This is a genomic window from Bradyrhizobium vignae (assembly GCF_004114425.1).
GTDB lineage: Bacteria > Pseudomonadota > Alphaproteobacteria > Rhizobiales > Xanthobacteraceae > Bradyrhizobium > Bradyrhizobium vignae.
This window is the reverse complement of the sequence record NZ_RDQF01000025.1, coordinates 38697-61351: the sequence shown is the minus strand read 5'-3', so window position 1 is coordinate 61351 and position 22655 is coordinate 38697. Positions and strand designations below refer to the sequence as shown.

Annotated in this window: 25 protein-coding genes and 1 pseudogene; 14 read left to right on the top strand and 12 right to left on the bottom strand. The window is 64.8% G+C overall.

Annotated features, from left to right (window positions below):
* The first annotated feature begins 1 nt into the window (after position 1).
* Complete coding sequence (locus tag EAV90_RS21660; protein ID WP_245509576.1) at positions 2–814, top strand: hypothetical protein; 813 nt, start codon at positions 2–4, stop codon at positions 812–814.
* Positions 815–947: 133 nt separating this feature from the next.
* Here EAV90_RS21660 and EAV90_RS21655 read toward each other — a convergent pair whose 3' ends face one another.
* The 4 genes from EAV90_RS21655 to EAV90_RS21640 all read right to left on the bottom strand — a co-directional run bounded on the left by EAV90_RS21655 (position 948) and on the right by EAV90_RS21640 (position 4767).
* Positions 948–1808, bottom strand: a complete 861-nt coding sequence (locus tag EAV90_RS21655) for a L,D-transpeptidase (RefSeq protein ID WP_164937048.1) — start codon at positions 1806–1808, stop codon at positions 948–950.
* A 118-nt stretch (positions 1809–1926) separates the two neighbouring features.
* Positions 1927–2709 (bottom strand): helix-turn-helix transcriptional regulator, encoded by a 783-nt coding sequence (locus tag EAV90_RS21650; RefSeq protein WP_129144631.1) that lies wholly within the window; start codon positions 2707–2709, stop codon positions 1927–1929.
* A 141-nt stretch (positions 2710–2850) separates the two neighbouring features.
* On the bottom strand, positions 2851–3345 hold the full coding sequence (locus EAV90_RS21645) for a septal ring lytic transglycosylase RlpA family protein (RefSeq protein ID WP_174221650.1): 495 nt from the start codon (positions 3343–3345) through the stop codon (positions 2851–2853).
* Between the two features lie 216 nt (positions 3346–3561).
* Positions 3562–4767, bottom strand: a complete 1206-nt coding sequence (locus EAV90_RS21640) for an LLM class flavin-dependent oxidoreductase (protein ID WP_164937047.1) — start codon at positions 4765–4767, stop codon at positions 3562–3564.
* Positions 4768–5145: 378 nt separating this feature from the next.
* Between EAV90_RS21640 and EAV90_RS21635 the strand changes: the two genes are divergently transcribed.
* The gene (locus tag EAV90_RS21635; RefSeq protein WP_162500438.1) at positions 5146–6261 is read left to right on the top strand and encodes an ATP-dependent DNA helicase; all 1116 of its coding nucleotides are present in this window, start codon (positions 5146–5148) and stop codon (positions 6259–6261) included.
* 51 nt (positions 6262–6312) lie between these two features.
* Here EAV90_RS21635 and EAV90_RS40180 read toward each other — a convergent pair.
* Positions 6313–6426: pseudogene (locus EAV90_RS40180) on the bottom strand (tetratricopeptide repeat protein); the annotation flags it as partial.
* A 148-nt stretch (positions 6427–6574) separates the two neighbouring features.
* Between EAV90_RS40180 and msrA the strand changes: the two are divergent.
* The 4 genes from msrA (at position 6575) to EAV90_RS21615 (ending at position 8507) form a co-directional block, all read left to right on the top strand.
* Complete coding sequence (gene msrA, locus EAV90_RS21630; RefSeq protein WP_129144629.1) at positions 6575–7279, top strand: peptide-methionine (S)-S-oxide reductase MsrA; 705 nt, start codon at positions 6575–6577, stop codon at positions 7277–7279.
* 29 nt (positions 7280–7308) lie between these two features.
* On the top strand, positions 7309–7728 hold the full coding sequence (gene msrB / locus EAV90_RS21625) for a peptide-methionine (R)-S-oxide reductase MsrB (RefSeq protein ID WP_122405559.1): 420 nt from the start codon (positions 7309–7311) through the stop codon (positions 7726–7728).
* A gap of 107 nt (positions 7729–7835) precedes the next feature.
* Positions 7836–8000: a DUF3309 family protein gene (locus EAV90_RS21620; protein WP_162500439.1), complete on the top strand. Its 165-nt coding sequence runs from the start codon at positions 7836–7838 to the stop codon at positions 7998–8000.
* Positions 8001–8213: 213 nt separating this feature from the next.
* On the top strand, positions 8214–8507 hold the full coding sequence (locus EAV90_RS21615) for a hypothetical protein (protein WP_174221610.1): 294 nt from the start codon (positions 8214–8216) through the stop codon (positions 8505–8507).
* Positions 8508–8703: 196 nt separating this feature from the next.
* Here the strand turns inward: EAV90_RS21615 and EAV90_RS21610 are convergent, their stop codons facing one another.
* Positions 8704–9246 carry a DUF4112 domain-containing protein gene (locus EAV90_RS21610; protein ID WP_129144628.1) on the bottom strand — a complete coding sequence of 181 codons (543 nt, stop codon included), beginning with the start codon at positions 9244–9246 and terminating at the stop codon, positions 8704–8706.
* A 58-nt stretch (positions 9247–9304) separates the two neighbouring features.
* Entirely contained in the window at positions 9305–9730 is a 426-nt protein-coding gene (locus tag EAV90_RS21605; RefSeq protein ID WP_122405563.1) for a DUF5413 family protein, read from the bottom strand.
* A 145-nt stretch (positions 9731–9875) separates the two neighbouring features.
* Here EAV90_RS21605 and EAV90_RS21600 point away from each other — a divergent pair, with 145 nt between their 5' ends.
* The 3 genes from EAV90_RS21600 (at position 9876) to EAV90_RS21590 (ending at position 10882) form a co-directional block, all read left to right on the top strand.
* Entirely contained in the window at positions 9876–10118 is a 243-nt protein-coding gene (locus EAV90_RS21600) for a cysteine rich repeat-containing protein (protein WP_162500440.1), read from the top strand.
* Positions 10119–10156: 38 nt separating this feature from the next.
* Entirely contained in the window at positions 10157–10363 is a 207-nt protein-coding gene (locus tag EAV90_RS21595) for a hypothetical protein (protein ID WP_162500441.1), read from the top strand.
* Between the two features lie 246 nt (positions 10364–10609).
* Entirely contained in the window at positions 10610–10882 is a 273-nt protein-coding gene (locus EAV90_RS21590; protein WP_312016176.1) for a hypothetical protein, read from the top strand.
* A gap of 73 nt (positions 10883–10955) precedes the next feature.
* Here the strand turns inward: EAV90_RS21590 and EAV90_RS21585 are convergent, their stop codons facing one another.
* The 3 genes from EAV90_RS21585 to EAV90_RS39590 all read right to left on the bottom strand — a co-directional run bounded on the left by EAV90_RS21585 (position 10956) and on the right by EAV90_RS39590 (position 14183).
* On the bottom strand, positions 10956–12560 hold the full coding sequence (locus EAV90_RS21585; protein WP_129144627.1) for a hypothetical protein: 1605 nt from the start codon (positions 12558–12560) through the stop codon (positions 10956–10958).
* Positions 12561–12597: 37 nt separating this feature from the next.
* Positions 12598–13890, bottom strand: a complete 1293-nt coding sequence (locus EAV90_RS21580) for an adenylosuccinate synthase (RefSeq protein ID WP_122405567.1) — start codon at positions 13888–13890, stop codon at positions 12598–12600.
* A gap of 155 nt (positions 13891–14045) precedes the next feature.
* Positions 14046–14183 carry a hypothetical protein gene (locus EAV90_RS39590; RefSeq protein ID WP_160118923.1) on the bottom strand — a complete coding sequence of 46 codons (138 nt, stop codon included), beginning with the start codon at positions 14181–14183 and terminating at the stop codon, positions 14046–14048.
* A 133-nt stretch (positions 14184–14316) separates the two neighbouring features.
* Here EAV90_RS39590 and EAV90_RS21575 point away from each other — a divergent pair, with 133 nt between their 5' ends.
* A complete protein-coding gene (locus EAV90_RS21575; protein WP_129144626.1) occupies positions 14317–15249 on the top strand; it encodes a DMT family transporter in 933 nt (310 codons plus the stop codon).
* 91 nt (positions 15250–15340) lie between these two features.
* On the opposite strand, the gene EAV90_RS21570 is transcribed toward EAV90_RS21575, so the two are convergent.
* A complete protein-coding gene (locus EAV90_RS21570; protein WP_174221651.1) occupies positions 15341–15730 on the bottom strand; it encodes a DUF1330 domain-containing protein in 390 nt (129 codons plus the stop codon).
* A 105-nt stretch (positions 15731–15835) separates the two neighbouring features.
* On the opposite strand from EAV90_RS21570, the gene EAV90_RS21565 reads away from it, so the two are divergent.
* Entirely contained in the window at positions 15836–16771 is a 936-nt protein-coding gene (locus EAV90_RS21565) for a DMT family transporter (RefSeq protein WP_162500443.1), read from the top strand.
* A gap of 232 nt (positions 16772–17003) precedes the next feature.
* A complete protein-coding gene (locus tag EAV90_RS21560) occupies positions 17004–17981 on the top strand; it encodes a Bug family tripartite tricarboxylate transporter substrate binding protein (protein WP_122405571.1) in 978 nt (325 codons plus the stop codon).
* Positions 17982–18193: 212 nt separating this feature from the next.
* Here EAV90_RS21560 and EAV90_RS21555 read toward each other — a convergent pair whose 3' ends face one another.
* Positions 18194–19879, bottom strand: a complete 1686-nt coding sequence (locus EAV90_RS21555) for a methyl-accepting chemotaxis protein (RefSeq protein ID WP_122405572.1) — start codon at positions 19877–19879, stop codon at positions 18194–18196.
* A 252-nt stretch (positions 19880–20131) separates the two neighbouring features.
* Here EAV90_RS21555 and EAV90_RS21550 point away from each other — a divergent pair, with 252 nt between their 5' ends.
* Together EAV90_RS21550 and EAV90_RS21545 are read left to right on the top strand one after the other, a co-directional pair.
* Entirely contained in the window at positions 20132–21175 is a 1044-nt protein-coding gene (locus EAV90_RS21550; RefSeq protein ID WP_122405573.1) for a C-terminal binding protein, read from the top strand.
* 87 nt (positions 21176–21262) lie between these two features.
* A complete protein-coding gene (locus EAV90_RS21545) occupies positions 21263–22612 on the top strand; it encodes an ABC transporter substrate-binding protein (RefSeq protein WP_129144625.1) in 1350 nt (449 codons plus the stop codon).
* The last annotated feature ends 43 nt before the right edge of the window (positions 22613–22655 follow it).

Sequence of the window (22655 nt, the reverse complement as noted above, 5' to 3'; positions counted from 1 at the left end):
CATGTCCAAGCGACGTCGTCATTGTGCGAGCATTCCGCAAGAGCTTGTGAAGGGCTGCATCGCGGCGTTGTGCTTCGTGGCATGGTCCCGGCCCGTGCTGGCCTATCGTCCATTCGACGGCACCGATGCCGCGGTCGCGGCGAAGGGCGAAGTCGAAATCGAGCTGCAGCCTGCCGGACGCCTGCGCGATGAGAGCGGGGCGAGCCTGATCGCGCCGGGCACGGTCATCAACTATGGACTGACCGCGGATTGGGAGGCCGTGCTCGAAGGGATCGGCCAGACGCCGCTCTCGCCGCCTGGAGCAACGAACCTCACGGCTGCGGGCGCATTCCTGAAGCACGTCGTGGTTCCCGGCAGCCTCCAGGACAAGACGGGGCCGAGCATTGCGACGGAGTTCGGTGTCCTGCTTCCCGACAGCACCGGCAATTCGGGCGTCGGTGCCAGCCTGGCCGGCATCGTCTCGCAACGCTGGGACTGGGGAACGATCCATTTGAACGTCGAGACGGTGCTGACCCGAAACCATCATGCCGACGTCTTCGTCGGTGCGATCCTCGAAGGTCCGTCGACCTGGACGGTCCGGCCCGTCGCCGAGGTCTTCTACGAAAACGAGTTCGGAAAGGCGGAGACGCTATCGGGACTGGTCGGCTTGATCTACCGGGTTCGCGACAATCTCAGTTTCGACATCGCCGTCCGTCACGCACTGACGAACCATCATCCAGTGAACGAAATTCGCGCCGGCCTGACATTCGGCTTCCCGCTGTCGTCAATCGTGAGCCACGCCGCACACCGGGACGCGTTGCCGGGCCTGCGTTGAAGCTCCAACGATTCCAGGCGATCAGGGTGAGCCCGCCAGTCGCGGCTTACCGTTTCGCGAGCGCTGTACGTGTCGACGTGCTCGCTACGGTCGCGATTGCCTTCGCTTTCCTACGCGTAGACGGAGGACCGAGTTACCGGGCCTCGGCGATCTTCGGGTCAGGTGACAGCATCTGCGCGTTGGCTGCCGAGGTCCGGTTGGACGACGCCGGGTCGGGCGATCGGGAGGCGGCGTCGGCCGGCGCTCCCTGGGACGGCCTGCGGGCAGCATTTGCCGGAAGCACGATCACTTTCGCTCCGACCTTCACCCGCTCATAGAGATCCACGACGTCCTCGTTGGTCAACCGGATACAGCCGGACGAAACCCGCTTGCCGATCGTATCGGGCTTGTTGGTGCCATGAATTCTATATTCGGTCTCGCCCAGATACATCGCGCGCGCGCCGAGCGGGTTGCCGGGACCGCCTGCCATGAACCGCGGCAGATAAGGCTGACGCGAGACCATCTCCGCAGGCGGATGCCAATCCGGCCATTCGGCTTTACGGGCCACGGTCTGCTCACCGGACCATGTGAAACCTTCGCGGCCGACGCCGATGCCATAGCGCATTGCCTGCCTGTCGTTCAGGACGAAATAGAGGAACGTGTTTCCGGTATCGATGATCACGGTGCCCGGCGCCTGGTGACTGGCGTAGTCGACCACCTGCCGAACCAATGCTCCGGGAACGTCAGCGTCGGCTTTTGGTGGTTCGACCAGCGGCGCCGCGGCCGGAATCGGTGCCGGAGCCGGCACGGATGCATGAACTGGAGGTGCCACGTAAACCGGAGTTGACGATGCCTTGGCTTCCTGTGCGGACGGCTTGCGGACCGGTTGCACGCTCGCCGGGCGATACAGCAGACCGTACCCCAATGCGGCGACAGCCACGGCGCCGATTGCGACTCTCGCGGCCATGGGTATTGCGAGGGCCTCTGCCTTTCTGCGTTTGGCCCGCTTGCTCATGTCTTTCCCCAGGTCACCATGCCTGGAAGAGGTACCCAGCAAAATTTAAGAAACTTCGAAGCGATATCGCCCAAGCCGGAACCGTCAGAGATGGTTAACGCCGAACTAGTTCGGCAACTCAGTTGAGGCCGTGAGGCGCCGAGAGCAGCCGCAGCACGATTGCGAACAGCTCGTTCTGCGAGGAGATACCGAGCCGCTCATAGGCGCGCTTGCGGTAGGTCAGCGTCGAATGCAGGCTGATACGGAGCGCTTGCGAGATCGCCTCGGAGCTGAAGCCTGCCAGGATGCGGCGGCAGACGTCCTGCTCGCGCGGCGTGAGAGCGGAGAGCGGCGGGCGGGTCGCAAACAGTGCGGCGAGAGACTGATCCGGCGTTGCCGCCTCCTGAAAATGGCGGGCGACGCTTGCCGCGATCGCCGGCGCGATGGCCTCAAGCCGCTCACGCTGCGCGGCACTGAAACGTCCCTGCGCGGCGATGCGGTAGAAATTGACGTAGAAGCAGGTGTCGCCGGTCCAGATCGCGGTCGCGCATTTGTCGACGATGCCGGAATCCTGGAAGAAGATCTTGCGGTAACGCGCGCCGTACATGCGCGGCGCGAACTGAGGCAGCACGATCGGCGCGCTGCCCTCGGCTTCGAACAATGCATCGCGGTTGGGATCGGATTCGTGGAACTGGCCGGCATAGGCCGCCCCGAGATCGCCACCGATCGGGATGTTGCCGGCATCGAGCAGGCAGCGCGCGGCACCGGCCCGGCTCAGCGCGAACACCATGCAGTGACCGACCTCTGCCTGCCGGCGCAGCGTGTCGATCAGGACTTTTGGGAAATCGGGGCGGCCGATGGCGAGCACCGCGGACGTGACATCGCCAGGTACCGGATTTGCGGGCATCGCCTGAGATTGCATCGTTTCCTCCGCAAGATCTTGTTTTGCGGGAGGATAGCAGCAAGGTGATTTCGGCGGAAGGCAGAGACCTTTCAGCCCCCCGATCGTCATCTGAGCAGTTCAAGCGACGAGTTCGGCTTGTCATTCGACCGCGTGCGACGTTCAGCCCACCGGCCCCAAAGGCCAATCGCCCCCTGAGAGCGGGCTGACTCTCACGTCCTTGATGACTCCGCGCTCAAGGCTCGGATCGAAATGGCGCATCGTGCGCTCGTTGAAGTCGATGATGCGGCCGGGCCTGAGTGGACCCACGTCATTGATCTTGACGATGACCTTCTTGCCTGCGGCCTCGACGAGGGCATATTTCGGCCTCGCGCCAAATTGGACCCCACCAAATTTCTTTCGCAGGCTCGTCTTGATCGCAGCCGTCCAGGCAGAGGGATCATAACGCTCGCCGGAGGCTGTGCGCGGTCCGCCCTCCTCCTTGCCCGGCTTGAATGGATTGTACATGGATGCAGCGCCGACGACCGCATCCCTGGAGGCGGCATCGGCGACGGCGTTTGAGTGGACCCCACGCGTTTCACATCTAGCAACGGTAACAGACACGGCAAGCGCAACCAGGGCGCCGCAAAGTGCGGCGCTCGAGCGGAACGTCATCATAACTCCTGTGATTTTTCGTCGTCCGGTTCCCGGCCCCGCAAAACGCGGGCAAGCGAACGCGAATGCGTTCATGATGCTTGCGCCGATGTTTTGCGGATTCGCGCCAACCCCTTGGCTATGGAACCGGTGTGCGAACCAGGGCGGTTCCCACGCAGTGTTTTAAGTTGTCACCGACTAAGACAGAGATTGCGTCAGCAACATGACTTAACGGACAGCCTAGCCCGCCGCGGCGTTCACCGGGGCGACATTGATCGCGAGCTTGCCGTAGCGATCCGTAAAAGCCCGGGTGTCGATCTCTTCCAGCTTGATCTCGCCGCTCAACACGCCTTGCTTCCAGGCCGCTTGCGCCGGATCGTTCTGGAACTCGGGCATCACCTCGCGGCCGAACAGCTCGAGCGATTCGCAGATGTGCTCGTGCTTGTTCTTGCCGGCCTGGTTGAGCAGGATCACCTGGTCGATATGCGAAGACTGGAAGCGCTTCAGCTTCCTGCGGATGGTCTCCGGCGAGCCGATCAGGCCGCCGCGCAGCGCCGCCTCCTGCGCCTCGGGGTTGTCGCGCTTCCACTTGTTGTACTCGTCCCACATGTTGACGGTGTAGGGCGCGGGACGCTTGCGGTTCTGCGCGGCGCCGTAGAAGCGCAGTGCGAACTGGAAGAAGGTGGCACCGTCGGCGCGGGCGCGCGCCTCCTCGTCCGTCTTGGCGCACATGAAGAACGAGACCAGCGCCATGTTCGGATTGATCTCGTAGTCGGCGAGCTTGTGCAGCCGCTTGGTCATCGCGTTGTAATAGGCGTGCACCCAGGCATGCGCGGCATCGGCGCTGACGAACTGGAAGCCGAGCGCGCCGAAGCCGTGGCGGCCGGCGCGCTCGATGGTCGGCAGCTGCGAGCAGGCCATCCAGAGCGGCGGGTGCGGCTTCTGCACCGGCTTCGGCACGACGTTACGCAACGGAATGTCGAAATACTTGCCGTGATGCTCGCTGCCGGCATCCTTGAACATCGGAAAGATCGCGGCGACCGCCTCCTCGAACACCTCCTTCTTGGTCTCCATGTCGCGGCCGAACGGCTCGAGCTCGGTAATGGATGCGCTCTCGCCCATGCCGAACTCGCAGCGGCCGTTGCTGAGCAGATCCAGCACCGCAACGCGCTCGGCGACGCGCGCCGGGTGATTGGTGGTGAGCTGGAGAATGCCGTGGCCGAGCCTGATCTTCTGCGTGCGCTGGCTCGCCGCGGCGAGGAAGGATTCCGGCGAAGGCGAATGCGAATATTCCTCGAGGAAGTGATGCTCGACCACCCAGGCATGGTCGTAACCGAGCTTGTCGGCGAGCTCCATCTGCGACAGCGCGTTCTGGTAGAGGGCGAGCTCGTCGCCGGCCACCCAGGGCCGTGGCAATTGCAGCTCGTAGAAGATGCCGAACTTCATGGCGTCGCTCTCCCGCATTCTTGTCGTTGAGGTCATCTTAATAGGCGAGGCGGCGCTGTCCACGGCGTTGCAATTTCGCCGCGCGGGAGAACGATTCCGAGCCTGGCATAGCAGCACTCTCCCTGTTGGCTGTCGGGCCGCCGCGTGCTGGAGCACTGACATTCCGGCACCGTGACGCCGCGTGGCCGAGCTGTTCAGAGCTTTCCCCGAGGGCGTGTGCTTGATGCATCCGGACGACGCGCAGGAGGGCCCGCCAGAGGCGGGCGTCCCGAAGGATGGACCGCAGAGAAACGGCCTGCCCTGCGCTTGAACCGGCGGGACGAATGGTTAGTTTTGAGGATTGCGAATCGCCGCCTTTCGCCCTTCATCAAGACAGACATGGCCACTTTCACCCCGCATCAGGATGCCGCTCTGAAGGCCGTCGGCGACTGGCTCAAGGCCAAGCCGGGCCGGGGCGGCACGCCGCCGATCTTCCGCCTGTTCGGCTTCGCCGGCACCGGCAAGACCACGCTGGCGCGGCACATCGCCGATGGCGTCGATGGCGAGGTGAAGTTCGCCGCGTTCACCGGCAAGGCGGCGCTCGTCATGCGCAACAAGGGCTGCGACGGCGCCTCAACCATCCACTCGCTGATCTACCGTGCCCGGGAATCCGGCGAGGAGCAGCCGAGCTTCGAGCTGTGGGACGACGCGCCGGCCTCCAAGGCGAAGCTGATCGTGATCGACGAATGCTCGATGGTCGACGCCGAACTGGGGCGCGACCTGATGTCGTTCGACTGTCCCCTCCTGGTGCTGGGCGATCCCGCGCAGCTGCCGCCGATCCAGGGCGGCGGCTTCTTCACCAATTCGGAGCCCGACGCGATGCTGACCGAGGTGCACCGCCAGGCTCAGGACGATCCGATCGTGCGGATGTCGATGGACGTGCGCGAGGGACGCGAGCTCGACATCGGCCGCTATGGCGAGAGCGAGGTCGTCTCGCGCAAGGAGCTCGACCCCGACCGCGTCATGGGCGCCGACCAGATCCTGGTCGGCCGCAACAACACCCGCCGCGCCTACAACATGAGGGTCCGCCAGCGCCAGAACATCGAGGACCAGTTTCCAGTCGCGGGCGACAAGCTGGTGTGCCTGCGCAACAACCGCAAGAAAGGCCTGTTCAACGGCGGCCTGTGGCGCGTCAAGTCGCGCAACACCTCGCGCTCGAAGTCGCGCATCCTCTCCATGCGGCTGTCGCCGGACGAGGATTTCGGCCACAAGGTGACGAAAGTCTCGGTGCGCGCCGATTGCTTCGAGGGCGGCATCGAGCAGATCGCCTGGGAGCAGCGCAAGCCCTACGACGAGTTCGACTACGGCTACGTGCTGACCGTGCACAAATCGCAGGGCTCGCAATGGGACGACGTCGTGCTGTTCGATGAGAGCTTTGCGTTTCAGGAGTCCAGGGCGCGGTGGCTGTACACGGGGATCACGCGGGCGGCGAAAAGGCTGAGCATCGTAGTTTAGAACCGCTGCGAGGGCCTGGTCGAATTTACGCATCATGCCGTAGGTGACTCAGCGGTTGCCGGCGATCTGCGGCGCGGACGGATCGATCTTCTCGGCCTCGGCGAAATCCGCGATTGCACCGTCGAAATCCTTCATCAGCGTTCGCGCGCGGGCGCGATTGGTCCAGGCGCCGGTCTTCACGGCCTCGTGTCCACCCCGCCGTAACAATCACCGGCGGTGCCCGTATCTCGAATGATGCGAAAACATCCCCGGGCAGACTGTTCGCCCGGTCGCGACCGCCCTAGACTGTCAGCCCTTCCGAAAGAGGATTGCCATGCGCCGAACCGTACTCGCCTCCCTGCTCGCCGCAACCACCGCCCTGACGCTGGCTTTCACCATGCCGTCCCGGGCCGCGGAGGATGCGGTCGTGATCCCCGCCCCCGCCGTGGACGCGGCGCCCGCGAGCGGCATCCAGACCGCCGTGCTCGCCGGCGGCTGCTTCTGGGGCGTGCAAGGCGTCTTCCAGCACACCGCAGGCGTCGTCAACGCCGTCTCCGGCTATGCCGGCGGCACCAAGGCGACCGCCGATTACCAGACGGTCTCGAGCGGCCGCACCGGCCACGCCGAGTCGGTCGAGATCAAGTACGACCCGAAGAAGATCTCCTACGGCAAGATCCTCCAGATCTACTTCTCGGTGGTGCACGACCCGACCCAGCTCAATCGCCAGGGCCCTGACGTCGGCCCGCAATATCGCTCCGCGATCTTCACCACTTCCGACGAGCAGAAGAAGGTGGCGGAGGCCTATATCGCGCAGCTCAACAGTGCGAAGGTCTTCAACAAGCCGATCGTGACCAAGATCGGCGCGCTCGAGGCATTCTATCCGGCGGAGGCTTACCACCAGGACTATCTGACGCTGCACCCGAACCAGCCCTATATCGCCTACAACGACATCCCGAAGGTCGAGAACCTGAAAAAGCTGTTCGCGGACAATTACATTGAGAAGCCGACGCTGGTGAATGCCAGCAAGGCCACCAACTGATCGCGAGATCACCAGAAAACGGGAGACCCATGCCCGACACCAAGACGAAAACCACCGACGACAAGGTCATCAAGAGCGAAGAGCAGTGGCGGCGCGAATTGACGCCGATGCAATACGCCGTGCTGCGCGAGAAGGCGACCGAGCGTCCCTTCTCCGGCGAATATGAGCACGAAGAGCGTGCCGGCACCTACGTCTGCGCCGGCTGCGGCAATGTGCTGTTCGAATCCGACGCCAAGTTCGATTCCGGTTGTGGCTGGCCGAGCTTCACCCAGCCCGCGGTCGAGAGCCATATCGACGAGGAACGGGATACGAGTCACGGCATGATCCGCACCGAAGTGCTCTGCTCCAAATGCAGCGGTCATCTCGGCCATGTCTTTCCCGACGGCCCCGGGCCGACCGGTCTGCGCTACTGCATCAACTCGGCGGCGCTGAAGCTGGAGCCGAAATAAACGCCGCGCGCGCCGGGTTCCCCCGTGGAACCCCGCGGCGTGATGTGCTTTTCTCCTCTGGCGGTGCGGCCGATCATCGCATCTCGGCGACCGCCAGGGAGGATGCCATGACGCTTGGGACCATCCTGATCATCCTGGTGATCATCTATCTGGTCGGCGGCCTGTCCGGCCGGTTCGGCGGCTACGGCTATGGCCTCGGCCATTCCGGCATGGGCATCGGCGGGGTCGTTCTCGTGGTGCTGATCGTGCTACTGCTTCTTGGCAAGATTTAAACCATTTAACACATTGATATTACTCGATTTATTCCGGCTGCGGAGCTGCCATGCGTGGATTCATCATCTCGCATCGCGGGGGTCGCATTTCTGTCAAATCGGCTTATATTAGTGGGCGAAAATGACATGCGGCGGGCCCGCTCGATTGCGGCCCCTGCCCTCCCCAAACCCCACGCGCTTAAAGCCCCAGAGAAGATCACGAGGTCTTTGACCATGCGTCCAATGCGTCCGTTCAACTTCAACACCTCCGCCGAACTCTTCCCCGCCGCGATCCGCAAGAAGAAGCGTGCAGGCTTCACCTATCGGCGGTTCGGCACTGCGGCCGAGGCCGTGCAGTTCGCGATGGAGCAGTTGCCGACGGACTCGCTGAACGGCGCCTATCTCCAGGTCGAGGAAGCGCGCTTCGACCAGAACGGCATTCGCTCGCTGTACGAGAGCGATGCCTTCCCGCTGCCCCGTCGGCCCAAGCCGGCTCCGGCTGCGGAGACTGACGCCGACGCGGCGTAAGCTTTTCGTAAAAACCTTCGATGTGCGCAAAAGGCGCGGTGACCGAGAGGTCATCGCGCCTTTTGCGTTTTGGGTTCTCCCTCTCCCGCTTGTGGAAGCGAGGCGACGACTCTCGTGCCCCGGACGCAGCGCAGCGCTGAAGGAGCGCTGCGGTGCGTCCGGGACACGAGAGCAAGGCAGAGGAACTAGAGAGACGCTACATCCGCGGCTGCTTCTCCAGCCAGCGGCGCAAGAGACGGACGTTGCGCATGTTGGCTCGGAACATCACGTCGAAGGCATCGCCCGCGAACGGGACTAGGCCGACCACGCCGTCGACCGCGACATTGCCGAGCATGCGCGCGGTGATGTACCAGGGCGCTCCCAGCGCGCGGGCCTCGCGCACGAGCCACAGCGAGATCGCGGTGGTGATGATGTCGCCGACGACGGGGATCAGTCCGATCAGCCCGTCGATGCCGTAGCGGATGTTGGTGCCGGGCAGGATGAAGGCGACGTCGAGCAGCTTTGCGATCGCCTCGAAACGCGCGATCCGCTGCTCGCGTGTCAGATTGCCGAACGGGCTCGCTTGCCCGAACTCGAAGCGAAACTCGCGAAACCCCTGCTCCAGGCTTTCCGGCCTGATCTCGTGGCCCTCCTGGTCGATGATCGGCCCGCGCGCCTCATGGCGAGAAAAGGTCGCGCGCGAGCTGCTGCCCGTACGGGATTTGCGCGGAGCAAGGATGTCGTCCTCGGACATGATCATGGCTTTCGGTGAACGCGCCAGCGCGGCGGAGGTTGCTGCCGCGACCTGACGCCGCGCATCAGGTCGACGCCGCCGCCGCTCGCGGCTCCTCGATATAGCGATGCACGAGCCAGGACGACATCACCGCCGGCACGAACCCGACGAGGCCATACAGGATGAACTGCACCGCGCCCGAATCCGGTCCGCGCGAGCTGTAGGTGAGCGAGGCCAGAGCGAAGGCGAACAGGCCGACCAGGAGCATCCGCAAACCCGGGCCGATCCGGCGAATGTGGATCAGGATGTCGTCGACCGCGCCGATCATCAGTGAGGGCAGGAAGCCGAACAGATAGCTGTATTGCAGGGTCTTGAAAAACACGACGAACAGCTTGCCGACCTCGCCGAGACTGGTCTGGGCCCAATAGCCGGACTGGTAGGTCGTCGTCAGCAGCAGCAGGAACCCGCCGACGAACGGGCCAACCAGGGCAAACACCAGATAGCGTTTCATCCAACAACCCTCACACTTCGCCAGCGTTATAACAGCGCCGCGGGAACCTTGAACAGCCGGGGCGCGGGCGCGGCCTAGGGGAACAAGTGGCAGGACGACGAGTTCAGACAGGACCAGAATTTTCCCTGGCGGATTGGAGGGGCCGATGGCCCGCAAACTTCTCCTGGCGACGATCGCGCTGGCAGCCTTGAGCGGCCTGTCCGACGTGCCCGCTCTTGCGCAAGACCATATGGGCACGCCGCAGGAGCAGAAGGCCTGCTCGCGGGACGCCTCGCGCTTCTGCCGCAAGGATCTCGGCAATGACGGCGCGGTGCAGAGCTGCCTGCAAGCCAACCGATCCAAATTGTCGCGCGCTTGCAGCAAGGTCTTTCAGAGCCACGGCATGTGAGGACCGAACCCCATCCCCCGCGAACGGAGTGTGAAGCCATGTTGCGCGACGAACAACTCTCGATCCTGCGGGACATCAGCCAATCCGTTGCGTTTGCCGACGACCGGCAGGGCATGGTGGGGCAGCTTATCGCCGAGGGCTACGTGATGAAGGACGGCGATCTGTTCGAGCTCACGGCCAAGGGCGTCACCGCCATCGAGGAACACGCCGCCGCTCTCGGCGGGATCGATGCGGAACAGATCTGATCGCGCGCGACGTGACTCGCGCGCAACAATTGCGAATTCCTTTGCGCTGACCATTGCAGGTCCGTGACAATGGCGCATACTTCGCTCGGGCGGCGTAGCACTTTCGATTCGAACATCAAGTAATCGAGCGACCACATGCGGGATCAAGATCCCGGCGTGAAGGCTGTGACGTGCGGCAGATCAAGCCGCGTGCGGCGCCCCAAAACCAAGCGGCTCAAGCCCAGGGGAACTCGGGGACCATCCTTCATGACACGCTATCAGACCATCGCTTCGCTGTTCGCACTCGCCAGCACCTTCGCACTCCAGACATCACCCAGTCTCGCCTTCTCGCAGGAAGCCCAGCAGATGTGCTCGGCTGACGCCATGCGGCTGTGCTCCAGCGAGATTCCCGACATCCCGCGGATCACCGCCTGCATGGTCAGGAACAAGGCCCATGTCAGCCCCGGCTGCCGCGCCGTGATGGACCGCGAGCACGCAGCCGCCGCAGCAGCGCGCAAGCGGGAAGCCGCGGCGCAGTAGCCGGCTCAACCTTGGTTGAATGATCGTCGCGAGAGGACTCGCTTCACCTCTCCCGTAGTGAGAGGTGAAGAGTTCAGTCGCCCCACTGGGCGAAGGCGTCGTTGAAGGCGCGCTCGCCGGGGGCGCCCTTCTCGATGGCGATGATGGCGCGGCGCTGGTCGGCGTAGACCAAGGGCACGTCGAACCAGGAGCGCTCCTTCAGGAGCTGCACGTTGCGGCTGCGGTCGGCGTCGACGTTGGAGAGGCCGACCAGGAAGAAGCCGTCGGTGACCTTGACCGCGAGGCCAGCGAGAGGCGTGCCGCGCGCCTGCTCGTTCGACTTCATCAGGATGCCCGGCACGTTGGAGACGCTGCCGCCGGGAAAATCCTGCGGCAGGATGAAGGTCAGCTCCGCGGTGTGGCTCGCCGGCAGCGAGGAGTCGGTGTTGCGGCGGAACGACATCGTCATCTTGAACTTGCGGTCGGGGATCTCGATGTCGGCGCGCACGGCAACGTCGGCCTTCTGGTTGCCGGAGGCCTTGATCGGCTCGAGCCGCCACACCACCGAGCCGACATACTGCTTGCCCTTCGGGTCGGACGGATCCGCGTCATAGAGCACGGCCCTCTGCGCCACCGGTGCGACCGGCTGGTCGCTGGGCTGGCCGACGCGATCGGGAATCTTTGGCTTGCTCTGCGGCTGCGAGGCATCCTTTGGCGCCTCCACCACCTGCGTCGCCGACGGCTTGAACAGATTGGTGGCGGTCTGCACCAGCTGCTTGCCCCAGAGAATGCCGGCCCCGACCAGAATCAGCACGATGCCGACGGCGATCGCGCTCTTGAACGGAAAGCCCGAGCGGGTGCGGGCGCGCTTCTTGGCGTCGCGGTCGGGCGCGATACGCGGACGCGGCGACGGCGGCGCGTAGCGCTCGGCCTCCTCGATCGATTCGTCGTAGGAATAGGGCGCCTCGGACTCGCCGGCGCGGTTTTCCAGGCTCGGCTCCAGCCGGTCGAATTCCGGCGAGGGCGAGGGCACGTTGGCATAGGTGCGCCGCGCGGCGCGGCTGGCCTGCGCGGCAGCGCCGCCGAGATCATTGGCATCGGCCGTGATGTCGCGGAAGCCGCGCACGCCGGGCGACGGCGGCAGCGGCGGTGGCGGTCCCGCGTCGGGCGGACGGCGCGCACCTTGGCGATCGCGCCCGGCCGGCGGCTCCGGCGTCGGCGGCGGGGCGGCGGGTCCTCCCTGGCGCGGGGCGTCGAAACGGGGAGCGCGCGGCGGACGCGGGGCCTCCCCCTGATCATCGACGTTGAAGGACGGGCGGTCGGCCCGCGGCGGCGTCGGGGCCGGACGCGTGCGCGGCGGAGCCGCAGCCGGGTTGCCCTCGGTGGCACGGGTGCTGGCGCGGCGGAAGGCATCGCCACTGCCGCCAGGGCGCCCCGCCCCACCTGCCCCACCTGCCCCACCTGGGCGCGAGGCCTCGCGGGCACGCTGGGCGGCCTCCGATTCGACCTTGCGGACGGCCTCTTCCAGCGACAGCCGTTCGCGCGTGATCTCGGATTCGGAAAGCGGCGGCTGCACGCTGCGCAGCTGGGCGATCAGGGCCGTGCGCGCCCGTTCATAGAGCGCGCGACGGCTTTCGCCGGGAGCGTTGGGGTCCAGGGCGGCAATAGCGCGGGCGATCAGCGGGTAGTAATCAGCCATTTCTACTCAACTATACGCGCGTCCCGGTAAGATATCGTTAAGCCTCAAACGGATTTTGCACCAGGATAGTATCTTCGCGTTCGGGGCTGGTGGAAAGCAGCGCGACCGGGCACCCAACCAATTCCTCGATCCGCCGGACATATTTGATGGCCTGGGCCGGGAGGTCGGCCCAGGACCGCGCACTGGCGGTCGGCTCCTTCCAGCCCTCGATGGTCTCGTAGATCGGCTCGACCCGGCTTTGCGCGCCCTCGCCGGCCGGGAAATGGTCGATCTCCTTGCCGTCGAGCTTGTAGCCGGTACAGACCTCGATCGAATCGAAGCCGTCGAGGATGTCGAGCTTGGTCAGCGCGAGGCCATTGATGCCGCAGGTCCGGACCGCCTGGCGGACCAGCACGGCGTCGAACCAGCCGCAGCGGCGCGGACGGCCGGTATTGGTTCCGAACTCGCGGCCGCGCTCGCCGATCTTACGGCCGATGTCGTTGTCCTGCTCGGTCGGGAACGGGCCCTGGCCGACGCGGGTCGTATAGGCCTTGCACAGGCCGAGCACGTAGCCGACCGCGCCAGGCCCGAGGCCGGCGCCGGTCGCGGCCTGCGCCGCCACCGTGTTGGACGAGGTGACGTAAGGATAGGTGCCGTGATCGACATCGAGCAGCGCGCCTTGCGCGCCCTCGAACAGCATGCGTTTGCCGGCGCGCCTCTCGATGTCGAGCAGCCGCCACACCGTCTCGGCATAGGGCAGCAGCTGCGGCGCAAGCGCGGTCAGCTCCTTCAGGATCTCCTTGCCGTCGAACTCCGGCAGATTGAGGCCACGGCGCAGTGCATTGTGGTGAGCCAGGAGCCGGTCGATCTTGTGCGGGAGCGTATCGAGGTCGGCGAGATCCATCAGGCGGATGGCGCGGCGGCCGACCTTGTCTTCATAGGCCGGGCCAATGCCGCGGCGGGTGGTGCCGATCGCGGTCGCGGCGCTGGCGGATTCGCGGTGCGCATCGAGCTCGCGGTGCAGCGGCAGGATCAGCGTGACGTTCTCGGCGATGCGCAAATTGTCCGGAGAGACCGCCACGCCCTGGGCTCTGAGCTTGGTGACCTCGTCGAGGAACGCGGCGGGATCGAACACGACGCCATTGCCGATCACCGACAGCTTGCCCTCGCGCAGCACGCCGGAGGGCAGGAGCGCGAGCTTGTAGGTCTTGCCGTTGATCACCAGCGTGTGGCCGGCGTTATGACCGCCCTGGAAGCGAACGACGATATCCGCCTGCTCCGACAACCAGTCGACGATCTTGCCCTTTCCTTCGTCGCCCCACTGGGCGCCGACGACGACAACATTGGCCATGCGCGGGTAATCCTTCGAAGATTTCTCTGTAAGTGGCATGATCCGAACGGAAAACCGGGACCCACTCTTCCGGGATCATGCCTGCGCCCAGCCCAATTCCCGGCCGAGGCCGGTCGCACGCGAGGCTGCCCAACCGGATAAAGGAAGCGGCCCCTCTAGGCAAGCAAGAACGGGGCTTTTTTCGGGCCCAGCGCGCGCTCCAAGCCTTTGATATCGCCGAAAAATCCAGAAACCTTCGCAGCCGGCGCGCTGGCTTCGACCAAAGCCTGAGAGGCCGCCTCCGCCGCCAGCATGGTCGCGATGCGTCCGCCCCCGTTGATGCAACCTCGTTTTCCGTGTCTTTGGATGCTGCCGGGTGATCAGCCGGCCCGGATCCCGCCGGGCCGGAGGGCTCGGCGTACTCCACGCGGGGCCCGCATCATCACAATGTCCGCCACCGGCCAGACCACGAGCGCGGAAACATCCGGCCACAGCTGGGTCGCCAACCAGCCTTATCTGCTGCTCAGCATCACGGCGCTGTGCTGGGCCGGCAACGCCATCGTCGGGCGGCTCGCCGCCGGCCACATTCCGCCGGTCACGCTGTCGTTCCTGCGCTGGTTCTTCGCCTTCCTGCTGGTGCTGCCGTTCGCCTGGAAGCACCTCGTGCAGGACTGGCCGGCCATCCGCGGCAAGCTCGGCCTGATGGTCACGCTCTCGATCACCGGCATCGGCGCCTTCAACACGCTGCAATATTGGGCGCTGGAGCATACCCAGGCGCTCAACACGCTGCTGCTGCAGTCGGCCGCGCCACTGCTGGTGGCGCTGTGGTCGCTGGTCATCCTCGGCATCCGGCTCACCGCGGCACAGGCTTTCGGCGTGCTGCTGTCGATGTGCGGCGTGCTGACCATCCTGCTGCACGGCGATTTCACCACGCTGTCGAGCATCGACTTCAACAAGGGCGACCTGATCTTCCTCCTCGCGCTCCTGATCTTCGCGCTCTATTCGGTGCTGTCACTGAAGCGGCCGCCGATGCACGGCCTCTCGTTCCTCGCCTTCACCTTCGGCTGCGGCGCCGCCTGTCTCGTTCCGCTGGAGATCTGGGAACTGTCCGCGCGTCCGGTCATGAAGCTCGACGGGCCGAACCTCTTGACCCTGTTCTACGTCGCCGTTTTCCCCTCGGCGCTCGCCTATCTCTGCTTCAATCGCGGCGTGCGGCTGATCGGCGCCAATCGCGCCGCGCCGTTCTTCCACGTCGTGCCGGTGTTCGGTTCGATCATGGCGATGGCATTTCTGGGCGAACACCCGCAGGCGTTCCACTTCATCGGCTTCGCGCTGGTGCTGGCGGGCGTGTTCGCGGCCTCGAGGAAGCAGGCGGCGTAGGCGCCACCAGGAGCGCGGCTCTGCACTTCCTTCCCCCTTGTTGTCCTTGTTGTGGGAGAGGGGAAAAGTGCACGCCGCGCGACGGGTATGCCTATTTGGGCCTGAACTTGCTGTACGCTTCACTTGTCGCGATGATGACGTGCTCGGCGCAGGCGTTGACGCGATGGGGATCGGCTTCACGCTCGTAGGCTTCCGACGTCATCATGTCGAGAAAGGCCGCGACGGACGGGTAATAGACCAGCGCGACGAAGTCCCACTGGTTACCCTGATGCGGGCCGAGCGCGACCGCCTTCGCTTCACCGGTCCAAAGCAGAGTGCCGCCGCGCGCCCTGATCATCGGCACCGTGATCGCGCTGTAGCGCAGATACGCGTCCCATCCGGACCCATCGCCGTCGCGCGAGCGCGCGTGGAAGCGCATCAGGTTCAGCATCACCACCGGCGCATTCGGTTCGAGCTTCTCCAGGCCCTCGATGTTCAACATATTAACCGCCAACGGCACCTCCTCAGCTCATGCGCGCATTGTAGCATTGCGGCCCTGTGACTTGTGTCATCTCGGCGATCCGGCGCAAGCTTGCATGCAACGCCCATGACGATCGCTTCGCCCGCAACACCGACCGCCAGTCCGGCCAGCCGGCTCAACAACCAGCCTTATCTGCTGCTCAGTCTGAGCTCGCTGTTCTGGGCCGGCAACATCGTGCTCGCCCGCCATGTCGGCGCGCATGTGCCGCCGCTGACGATGACCACGATCCGCTGGTTCGGCGTGTTCCTGATCCTGTTGCCGTTCGCCTGGCCGCATCTGAAGCGCGACTGGCCTGCCTTGCGCAAGAGCCTGCCCTTGATGCTGTTCCTGTCGCTGGTCGGCTTTGCCTTCAACAATGCGATCTCGTACTGGGCGATGCAATACACAGAGGCGCTGAACGCGCTGCTGATCCAATCGGCAGGGCCGCTGTTCGTGGCACTGTGGTCGCTGGTGCTGTTCGGCGTGCGGCTGACCGGAGCGCAGCTCGGCGGCATCGCGATCTCGCTGGCCGGCGTGCTGATCATCATCCTGCGCGGCGACCTCGCCGCGCTCGCGAGCATCAGCTTCAACAGGGGCGACATCATGTTCGCCTCCTCGCTGGTGGCGTTCGGCCTCTACTCCGCCTTCATCCCGCGGCGGCCGAAGATCCATCAGCTCTCCTTCCTGGCCTTCACCACCTGCTGCGGCGCGACCATGCTGCTTCCCACCGCGATCTGGGAGGCGGCGAGCGGCCGCGTGCTGCACTTCGACGGGATGACGCTGGCGACGCTGGGCTACATCCTGATCTTTCCCTCCACCCTCGCCTACCTCTTCTTCAATCGCGGCGTGGCGCTGATCGGCCCGAACCGCGCCTCGCCGTTCTTCCATCTCGTGCCGGTGTTCGGCTCGGCGATGGCGATCCTGCTGCTGGGCGAAAAGCTCCAGCCGTTCCACCTGATCGGCTATGCGCTGGTGCTCGCCGGCGTCGTGCTCGCATCGCGCCAGGGCTCGGCGGCGAAGTAATTCCGTGTGACGGACGGGCGCGTGCGATCTCGTGTCCGGACAAGATGCAGCGCCTAAGCGCTGCATCGCGGAGCCGGGATCCAGTGTGCCGCGAATGTGGGCCCCGGTTCGGCAGCGCATCACGCCGCGAAAGCGGCGCGCTGCAGTGCGCCCGGGGCACGCAACTCCCGTCTTCCGATTTCAGCAAACAGACGCTAGTTTCCCGCCAACGAAAAAGAGGGAACGACCACATATGCTTTCAGGGCTGATTCGAAACCTGCGCACCATCGGCGCGGCCGCACTTTGCCTCGCCGCAGCTTCCACGGCTCAGGCCGACACTTATCCCAGCCGCAACATCACGCTGGTCTTGCCGTTCGCGGCCGGCAGCGGCACCGACACCACGACGCGCCTGATCTCGCAGCATCTGTCGCAGGCGCTCGGCGTCGGCATCGTCATCGAGAACAAGGCGGGTGCCAACGGCATGCTCGCCGCGACCTACGTCGCGAAAGCCGCCCCCGACGGATACACGCTGCTGGTGACGACCAACACCACGCATTCGGCCAACCCCTATCTGCTCAAGAGTCTCACTTACGATCCGGTCAAGGATTTTACCCCGATCGCCCGTACCGGCGATCTGCCCTTTATGCTGGTCATCAATCCGGAAGTGCCGGCCAAGTCCGTCGCCGAGCTCATCGCTTATGGCAAGGCCAATCCCGGGAAGCTGAGCTACGCCTCGGGCTCGTCGTCGGCGATCGTGTCGGGTGCGACCTTCGCGCACAATGCCGGGCTCGACCTCTTGCACGTGCCCTACAAGAGCTCGCCGCCGGCGCTCAACGACGTCATTGGCGGCCGCGTCTCGATGATGTTCGTGGACATCCTGACCGGCCTGCCCCATGTCAACGGCAACGCCCTGCGCGCGCTCGCCGTCACCACCAAGGAGCGCTCGCCGCTGGTGCCACACCTGCCCTCGATGCAGGAGGCGGGCGTGCCGGATTTCGACATCTCGTCCTGGCAGGGCTATTTCGGCCCCGCCGGCATGCCGAAGGAGATCGTGACGCGGCTCAACACCGAGATCCGCAAGATCGTCGAGAAGCCGGAAATCAAGGCGCAGCTCGCCACACTCGGCATGGACGCCTTCTCCGGCACGCCGGAGGAGCTCGGCACCTTCGTCAATGAGCAGCTCGTGCTGTGGGAGAAGCTGATCACCAACGCGAAGATCGAAAAGCAGTAGGATCAGTCCCCGTGTTCCGGACAAGATGCAGCGCGTCCGCGATGCATCGCAGAGCCGGGACCCCGACCGCCGCATGCCCCCGGCTCAGCAGCGCATCGCTGAAGGAGCGCTGCGCTGCGTCCGGAGCACGAGACCTCCGCATTCTCCGTCATGGCCGGGCTTGTCCCGGGCAGACGGCGGAGCAGATCGAAGCGTCGGTGCACGCGCGAAAACTACGCCGCGCGCACCTTGGCGAGGAAGTTGTCGACGGCGGTGCGCAGCGCGCCGGATTGGTTGTCCAGTTCGCGGGCATTGGAGAGCACGTCGGTGGCGGCACTGCCGGTCGCTTCCGCGGCCGAGGTGACACTGCCAATATGGGCGTTGATTTCGCTCGAACCGGCCGCGACCGACTGGATGTTGCGCGCGATCTCGCGGGTCGCCTCGCCCTGCTGCTCGATCGATGCGGAAATGCCGGCCGTGATCTCGCTCATCTCGGCGATCGTCTGGGTGATGCCGGAGATGGCCGCGACCGCGTCGCTGGTCGAGGTCTGCATCGCAGCGACCTGGGCGGAAATCTCCTCGGTCGCCTTCGCGGTCTGATTGGCGAGCGCCTTGACCTCGGAGGCGACCACGGCGAAGCCGCGGCCGGACTCGCCGGCTCGGGCGGCCTCGATGGTAGCGTTGAGCGCGAGCAGGTTGGTCTGCGCCGCGATCGAGTGGATCAGCTTGACGACCTCGCCGATCTTCTCGGCGCCGGAGGAGAGCACCTGAACGGTGGCGTTGGTACGCTCGGCGTCATTGACGGCACGGCTCGCCACTTCGGTCGAGCGCGTGACCTGGCGGGAGATTTCCGCAACCGAGCTCGACAGCTCTTCGGCGGCCGCCGCGACCGTCCCGACATTGCCGGAAGCCTTTTGCGAGGCAGCGCCGACCGTTGCCGCACGCGAGGAGGCATCGCTGGCAGTGGCCGTCATCGATTGCGCCGTCGTCTGCATGCCCGCCGCGGCCGAGGAGACCGAGCGGACGATGCCGTTGACGCTGCGTTCGAAGTCGTTGGCGATGTCCTCCATCGCGCTGCGACGTTCCGCCGCGGCGCGCTCCTTGGCATCGGCTTCGGCTCGCTCGATCTCGCGGATGCGGACTGCATTGTCCTTGAAGATCTGTACGGTCGAAGCCATCTCACCGACCTCATCGCCGCGACCGACACCGGGGATGTCGCCTTCGAGCTTGCCCTCGGCGAGATCCTTCATGCGCATGCCGAGCAGCGCCAGCGGACGGCTGATGCTGCGTCCGATCATCCAGGCGACGCTGCCGGCAACGATGACGATGCCGAGCATGGCAAGGCCGAGCAGCCAGTAGGCCGGCCCCATCTTCTCGTCGATGTCATCGAGATAGGCACCCGTGCCCAGATACATGTCGAAGCCGGGGATGGCGACCGCGTAACCGAGCTTGCGGATCGGCTTTGGCTGTCCGGGTTTCACATACTCATAGAAGAGCAGGAGTTCGCCGTTGGCCTTGACGCCGTCCATGATCTCGCGGGACAGCTTGCGGCCATTCGTCTCCACGTCCATGCGGTTCTGGCCGATCTGCTTCGGATCCGGCGCGAGCTGCGTGATGCCGTCATAGGTGGTGCCGAACAGATAGCCGGACCCCTTGTCGTAAGTCATCGCGTTGCCGTAGCGGCGCAGGTCCGCGAGCGCGGCGTCCTTGGTCATCTCGCCGGCATTGACCCGCTTCATCAGCGTCGCGGCGTAGTTGCGGGCCAGCTCGACGATTGCCTTGGTCTGGTCGACGCGCGCATTCACCATTTCGCGCTTCATCAGATAGCCGGCGAGAACACCGGAGGCGCAAAGGCCGAACAAGGTGACGCCGACAAGAATGCCCAGCTTGGGGGCGATCTTCAGATTGCTCAACTTCACAGGTTAGCTCCGGCAAAAGTGGGACACGGGCACGCGACCAGATCGATCATAATCGAATCAATTTTTAGTGGCCGAGCCCTTAGCAAGTTACTTACGTGCCTCCGTAGAAGCCCGGACCGCGCGCGGAAAATCGGAAATATACCTCGCTCACGACAACCGCGAATTGTACGCACCGGCCGCGATTTCGCGTAAAAGACGCAAAGGCCCGCCACGAAGGCGGGTCACAACAAGAAACCAAATCGGGAGCAGGACATGCCGAAATACAGGGTGGTGACGCCGAAGGGTGCGAGCTTCACCGTCGCGGGCAGCGATTATTCCTATGAGCGCGAGGCGCTCGATCCGATCGATGCCGAGATCGTCGAGGCGCCGGCCGACGAGGCCGGGTTCATCGCCGCCGCCAAGAATGCCGACGCCATCTATGCCAAGGGCATCCCGATCACCAAATCGATCATCGACGCGCTGGAGAGCTGCAAGGTCATCACGCTCGGCTCGGTCGGTGTCGACAGTGTCGACGTCAAGGCCGCCACCGCCCGCGGAATTCCCGTCACCAACATCCCCGACACCTTCATCGAGGAGGTCGCCGACCACGCCATGATGCTGCTGCTCGCGGGCTTCCGCCGCCTGGTCGAGCAGGACCGCATGGTGCGCGACGGCCGCTGGGCCGAGGGCCGGCCGGCACTGCTCAAGATCCCGCGGCTGATGGGCCAGACGCTCGGCTTCATCTCGTTCGGCCGCGTGGCGCGGGCGGTTGCGAAACGCGCCGCGCCGTTCGGCCTGCGCATGATGGCCTATGATCCCTTCATCCAGGAAACGCTGATGTACGACCACGGCGTGATGCCGGCGACGCTGAACGAGGTGCTGTCGCAATCCGACTTCGTCTCGATGCACGCGCCGGCGAGGCCCGAGGTGCATCACATGCTGACCGAAAAGCACTTCCGGCAGATGAAGAAGGGCTCGATCTTCATCAACACCGGGCGCGGTGCCACCGTGGACGAGGAGAGCCTGATCAAGGCGCTGCAAGAGGGCTGGATCGCGCATGCCGCCCTCGACGTGCTGGAGAAGGAGCCCCCCTCGCACAACAATCCCCTGCTCGGCATGGAGAACGTGACGCTGACAGCCCACGTCGCCTCGGCCTCGGCACGGTTTGACGAAGCGCGCAAGCGCCGGGTGGGCTACGAATTGTCACTGGTGCTTCAGGGCATGTGGCCGGTAAGCTGCGTCAATCCGTCGGTGCTGCAGAACACCGCACTCCGCCGCTGGCAGCCCGTCAGCATGGACCGCGGACCGAACAGCTAGACGGGCCGGCGTAAAACGCGCCGACGACCGAAACGGCCCTTCACCGGCGATCAACGCCGGGAAGGGAACATCATAGGGAGGTTACTGATGAGGAACGACATCACACGTCGTGATGCCTTGGCGCTGGGCCTGTCCGCTGCAACGCTCGCGGCCACCGGTGCTGCAGCGCAAACACCACCATCAACGATCAAGGCCGCCGACGTTCCGGCGCCCAAGCTGCCGATCGAGAAGGGCGCATCCTTACGCATGCTGCGGCCCGTACGTTTCGTCCAGGCGGATGAGGATGTATTCCGCGCGAATGCAGCGAAGTTCACCAAGGAGACCGGCGTTGAGGTGAAGGTCGACTTCGTCGGCTGGGAAGACATCAACCAGCAGACCGCGGTGACCGCCAATTCCGGCGCCGGTCCTGACATCATCATCGGCTTCTCCGATGCGCCGCACATCTATATCGACAAGCTGATCGAGCTGACCGACATCGCGGACTATGTCGGCAAGAAGTATGGCGGCTGGCTGCCACTGGCGCAACGCTACGGCAAGAAGAACAAGAGCGAGACCTGGATCGGGCTGCCGTTCGGCGCCACCGCGGGGCCCCTGATCTACCGCAAGTCGGTCCTGCAATCGGTCGGCTTCGACAAGGTGCCGGAAGACCATGCCGGAATCGTCGACCTGTGCCAAAAGCTGCACAAGGCCGGCAAGCCGGCCGGTTTCGCGCTCGGCAACGCCAAGGGTGACGGCAACGGTTTTGCGAACTGGGCGCTGTGGTCACACAATGCCGCCCTGCTCGACGAAGAGGGCAACCTCACCATCAACAGCAAGGAGACCATCGCCGCGCTGAACTGGGTCAAGCAGTTGTACCCGACCTTCATCGCCGGCACGACGTCGTGGAACGACGTCAGCAACAACCGCGCCTACTCCTCGCAGGAGATTTCCCTGACCGCCAACGGCGTGTCGCTGTACTTCTCATTGAAGAACGATCCTGCCACCAAGGCGATCGCCGAGGACAGCGAACATCAGCTGCTGCCGAAGGGCCTGGCCAAGGTCTCGCCGATGGCGGGCCTGACCCTGAACGCGATGGTGTTCAAGCACAGCCAGTACCCCAACGCCGCCAAGGCCTTCCTGCAATACATGCTGGAAAAGGACCAGTACGAGCCGTGGCTCAATGCCAATTCCGGCTACTGGGCCCAGCCGCTCGCGGCCTATGCCGAGGCCGCCGTTTGGTCGCAGGATCCCAAAGTGAAGCTGTTCAAGGACACGATGAACAGCACCTATTACGACGGCTACAAGGGCCCGATCTCGACGGCGACGGGGGCGGTCAGCGCAGACTACGTGCTGATTCAGATGTTCTCGTCGGTCGCGACCGGCGCGGCCACGCCAGAGGCCGCGGCCGCGGAAGCCGAGCAGCGCTGCAAGCGGTACTTCCGGCGGCAAAACCGTTAGGCAGCTGAGCGATCGTCATTGCGAGCGAAGCGAAGCAATCCGG

Bases quoted from the DNA above. Each gene is read 5' to 3' on its own strand.
- EAV90_RS21600 (WP_162500440.1), top strand. From the start codon at position 9,876: ATGGCCCGCAAACTTCTCCTGGCGACGATCGCGCTGGCAGCCTTGAGC.
- EAV90_RS21560 (WP_122405571.1), top strand. From the start codon at position 17,004: ATGCTTTCAGGGCTGATTCGAAACCTGCGCACCATCGGCGCGGCCGCA.
- EAV90_RS21590 (WP_312016176.1), top strand. From the start codon at position 10,610: ATGACACGCTATCAGACCATCGCTTCGCTGTTCGCACTCGCCAGCACC.
- EAV90_RS21580 (WP_122405567.1), bottom strand. From the start codon at position 13,890: ATGGCCAATGTTGTCGTCGTCGGCGCCCAGTGGGGCGACGAAGGAAAG.
- EAV90_RS21635 (WP_162500438.1), top strand. From the start codon at position 5,146: ATGGCCACTTTCACCCCGCATCAGGATGCCGCTCTGAAGGCCGTCGGC.
- EAV90_RS39590 (WP_160118923.1), bottom strand. From the start codon at position 14,183: ATGCTGGCGGCGGAGGCGGCCTCTCAGGCTTTGGTCGAAGCCAGCGCG.
- msrA (WP_129144629.1), top strand. From the start codon at position 6,575: ATGCGCCGAACCGTACTCGCCTCCCTGCTCGCCGCAACCACCGCCCTG.
- EAV90_RS21610 (WP_129144628.1), bottom strand. From the start codon at position 9,246: ATGATCATGTCCGAGGACGACATCCTTGCTCCGCGCAAATCCCGTACG.
- EAV90_RS21640 (WP_164937047.1), bottom strand. From the start codon at position 4,767: ATGAAGTTCGGCATCTTCTACGAGCTGCAATTGCCACGGCCCTGGGTG.
- EAV90_RS21595 (WP_162500441.1), top strand. From the start codon at position 10,157: ATGTTGCGCGACGAACAACTCTCGATCCTGCGGGACATCAGCCAATCC.
- EAV90_RS21575 (WP_129144626.1), top strand. From the start codon at position 14,317: ATGTCCGCCACCGGCCAGACCACGAGCGCGGAAACATCCGGCCACAGC.
- EAV90_RS21655 (WP_164937048.1), bottom strand. From the start codon at position 1,808: ATGAGCAAGCGGGCCAAACGCAGAAAGGCAGAGGCCCTCGCAATACCC.
- EAV90_RS21615 (WP_174221610.1), top strand. From the start codon at position 8,214: ATGCGTCCAATGCGTCCGTTCAACTTCAACACCTCCGCCGAACTCTTC.
- EAV90_RS21570 (WP_174221651.1), bottom strand. From the start codon at position 15,730: ATGTTGAACATCGAGGGCCTGGAGAAGCTCGAACCGAATGCGCCGGTG.
- EAV90_RS21585 (WP_129144627.1), bottom strand. From the start codon at position 12,560: ATGGCTGATTACTACCCGCTGATCGCCCGCGCTATTGCCGCCCTGGAC.
- msrB (WP_122405559.1), top strand. From the start codon at position 7,309: ATGCCCGACACCAAGACGAAAACCACCGACGACAAGGTCATCAAGAGC.
- EAV90_RS21650 (WP_129144631.1), bottom strand. From the start codon at position 2,709: ATGCAATCTCAGGCGATGCCCGCAAATCCGGTACCTGGCGATGTCACG.
- EAV90_RS21620 (WP_162500439.1), top strand. From the start codon at position 7,836: ATGACGCTTGGGACCATCCTGATCATCCTGGTGATCATCTATCTGGTC.
- EAV90_RS21550 (WP_122405573.1), top strand. From the start codon at position 20,132: ATGCCGAAATACAGGGTGGTGACGCCGAAGGGTGCGAGCTTCACCGTC.
- EAV90_RS21605 (WP_122405563.1), bottom strand. From the start codon at position 9,730: ATGAAACGCTATCTGGTGTTTGCCCTGGTTGGCCCGTTCGTCGGCGGG.
- EAV90_RS21565 (WP_162500443.1), top strand. From the start codon at position 15,836: ATGACGATCGCTTCGCCCGCAACACCGACCGCCAGTCCGGCCAGCCGG.
- EAV90_RS21645 (WP_174221650.1), bottom strand. From the start codon at position 3,345: ATGATGACGTTCCGCTCGAGCGCCGCACTTTGCGGCGCCCTGGTTGCG.
- EAV90_RS21660 (WP_245509576.1), top strand. From the start codon at position 2: ATGTCCAAGCGACGTCGTCATTGTGCGAGCATTCCGCAAGAGCTTGTG.
- EAV90_RS21545 (WP_129144625.1), top strand. From the start codon at position 21,263: ATGAGGAACGACATCACACGTCGTGATGCCTTGGCGCTGGGCCTGTCC.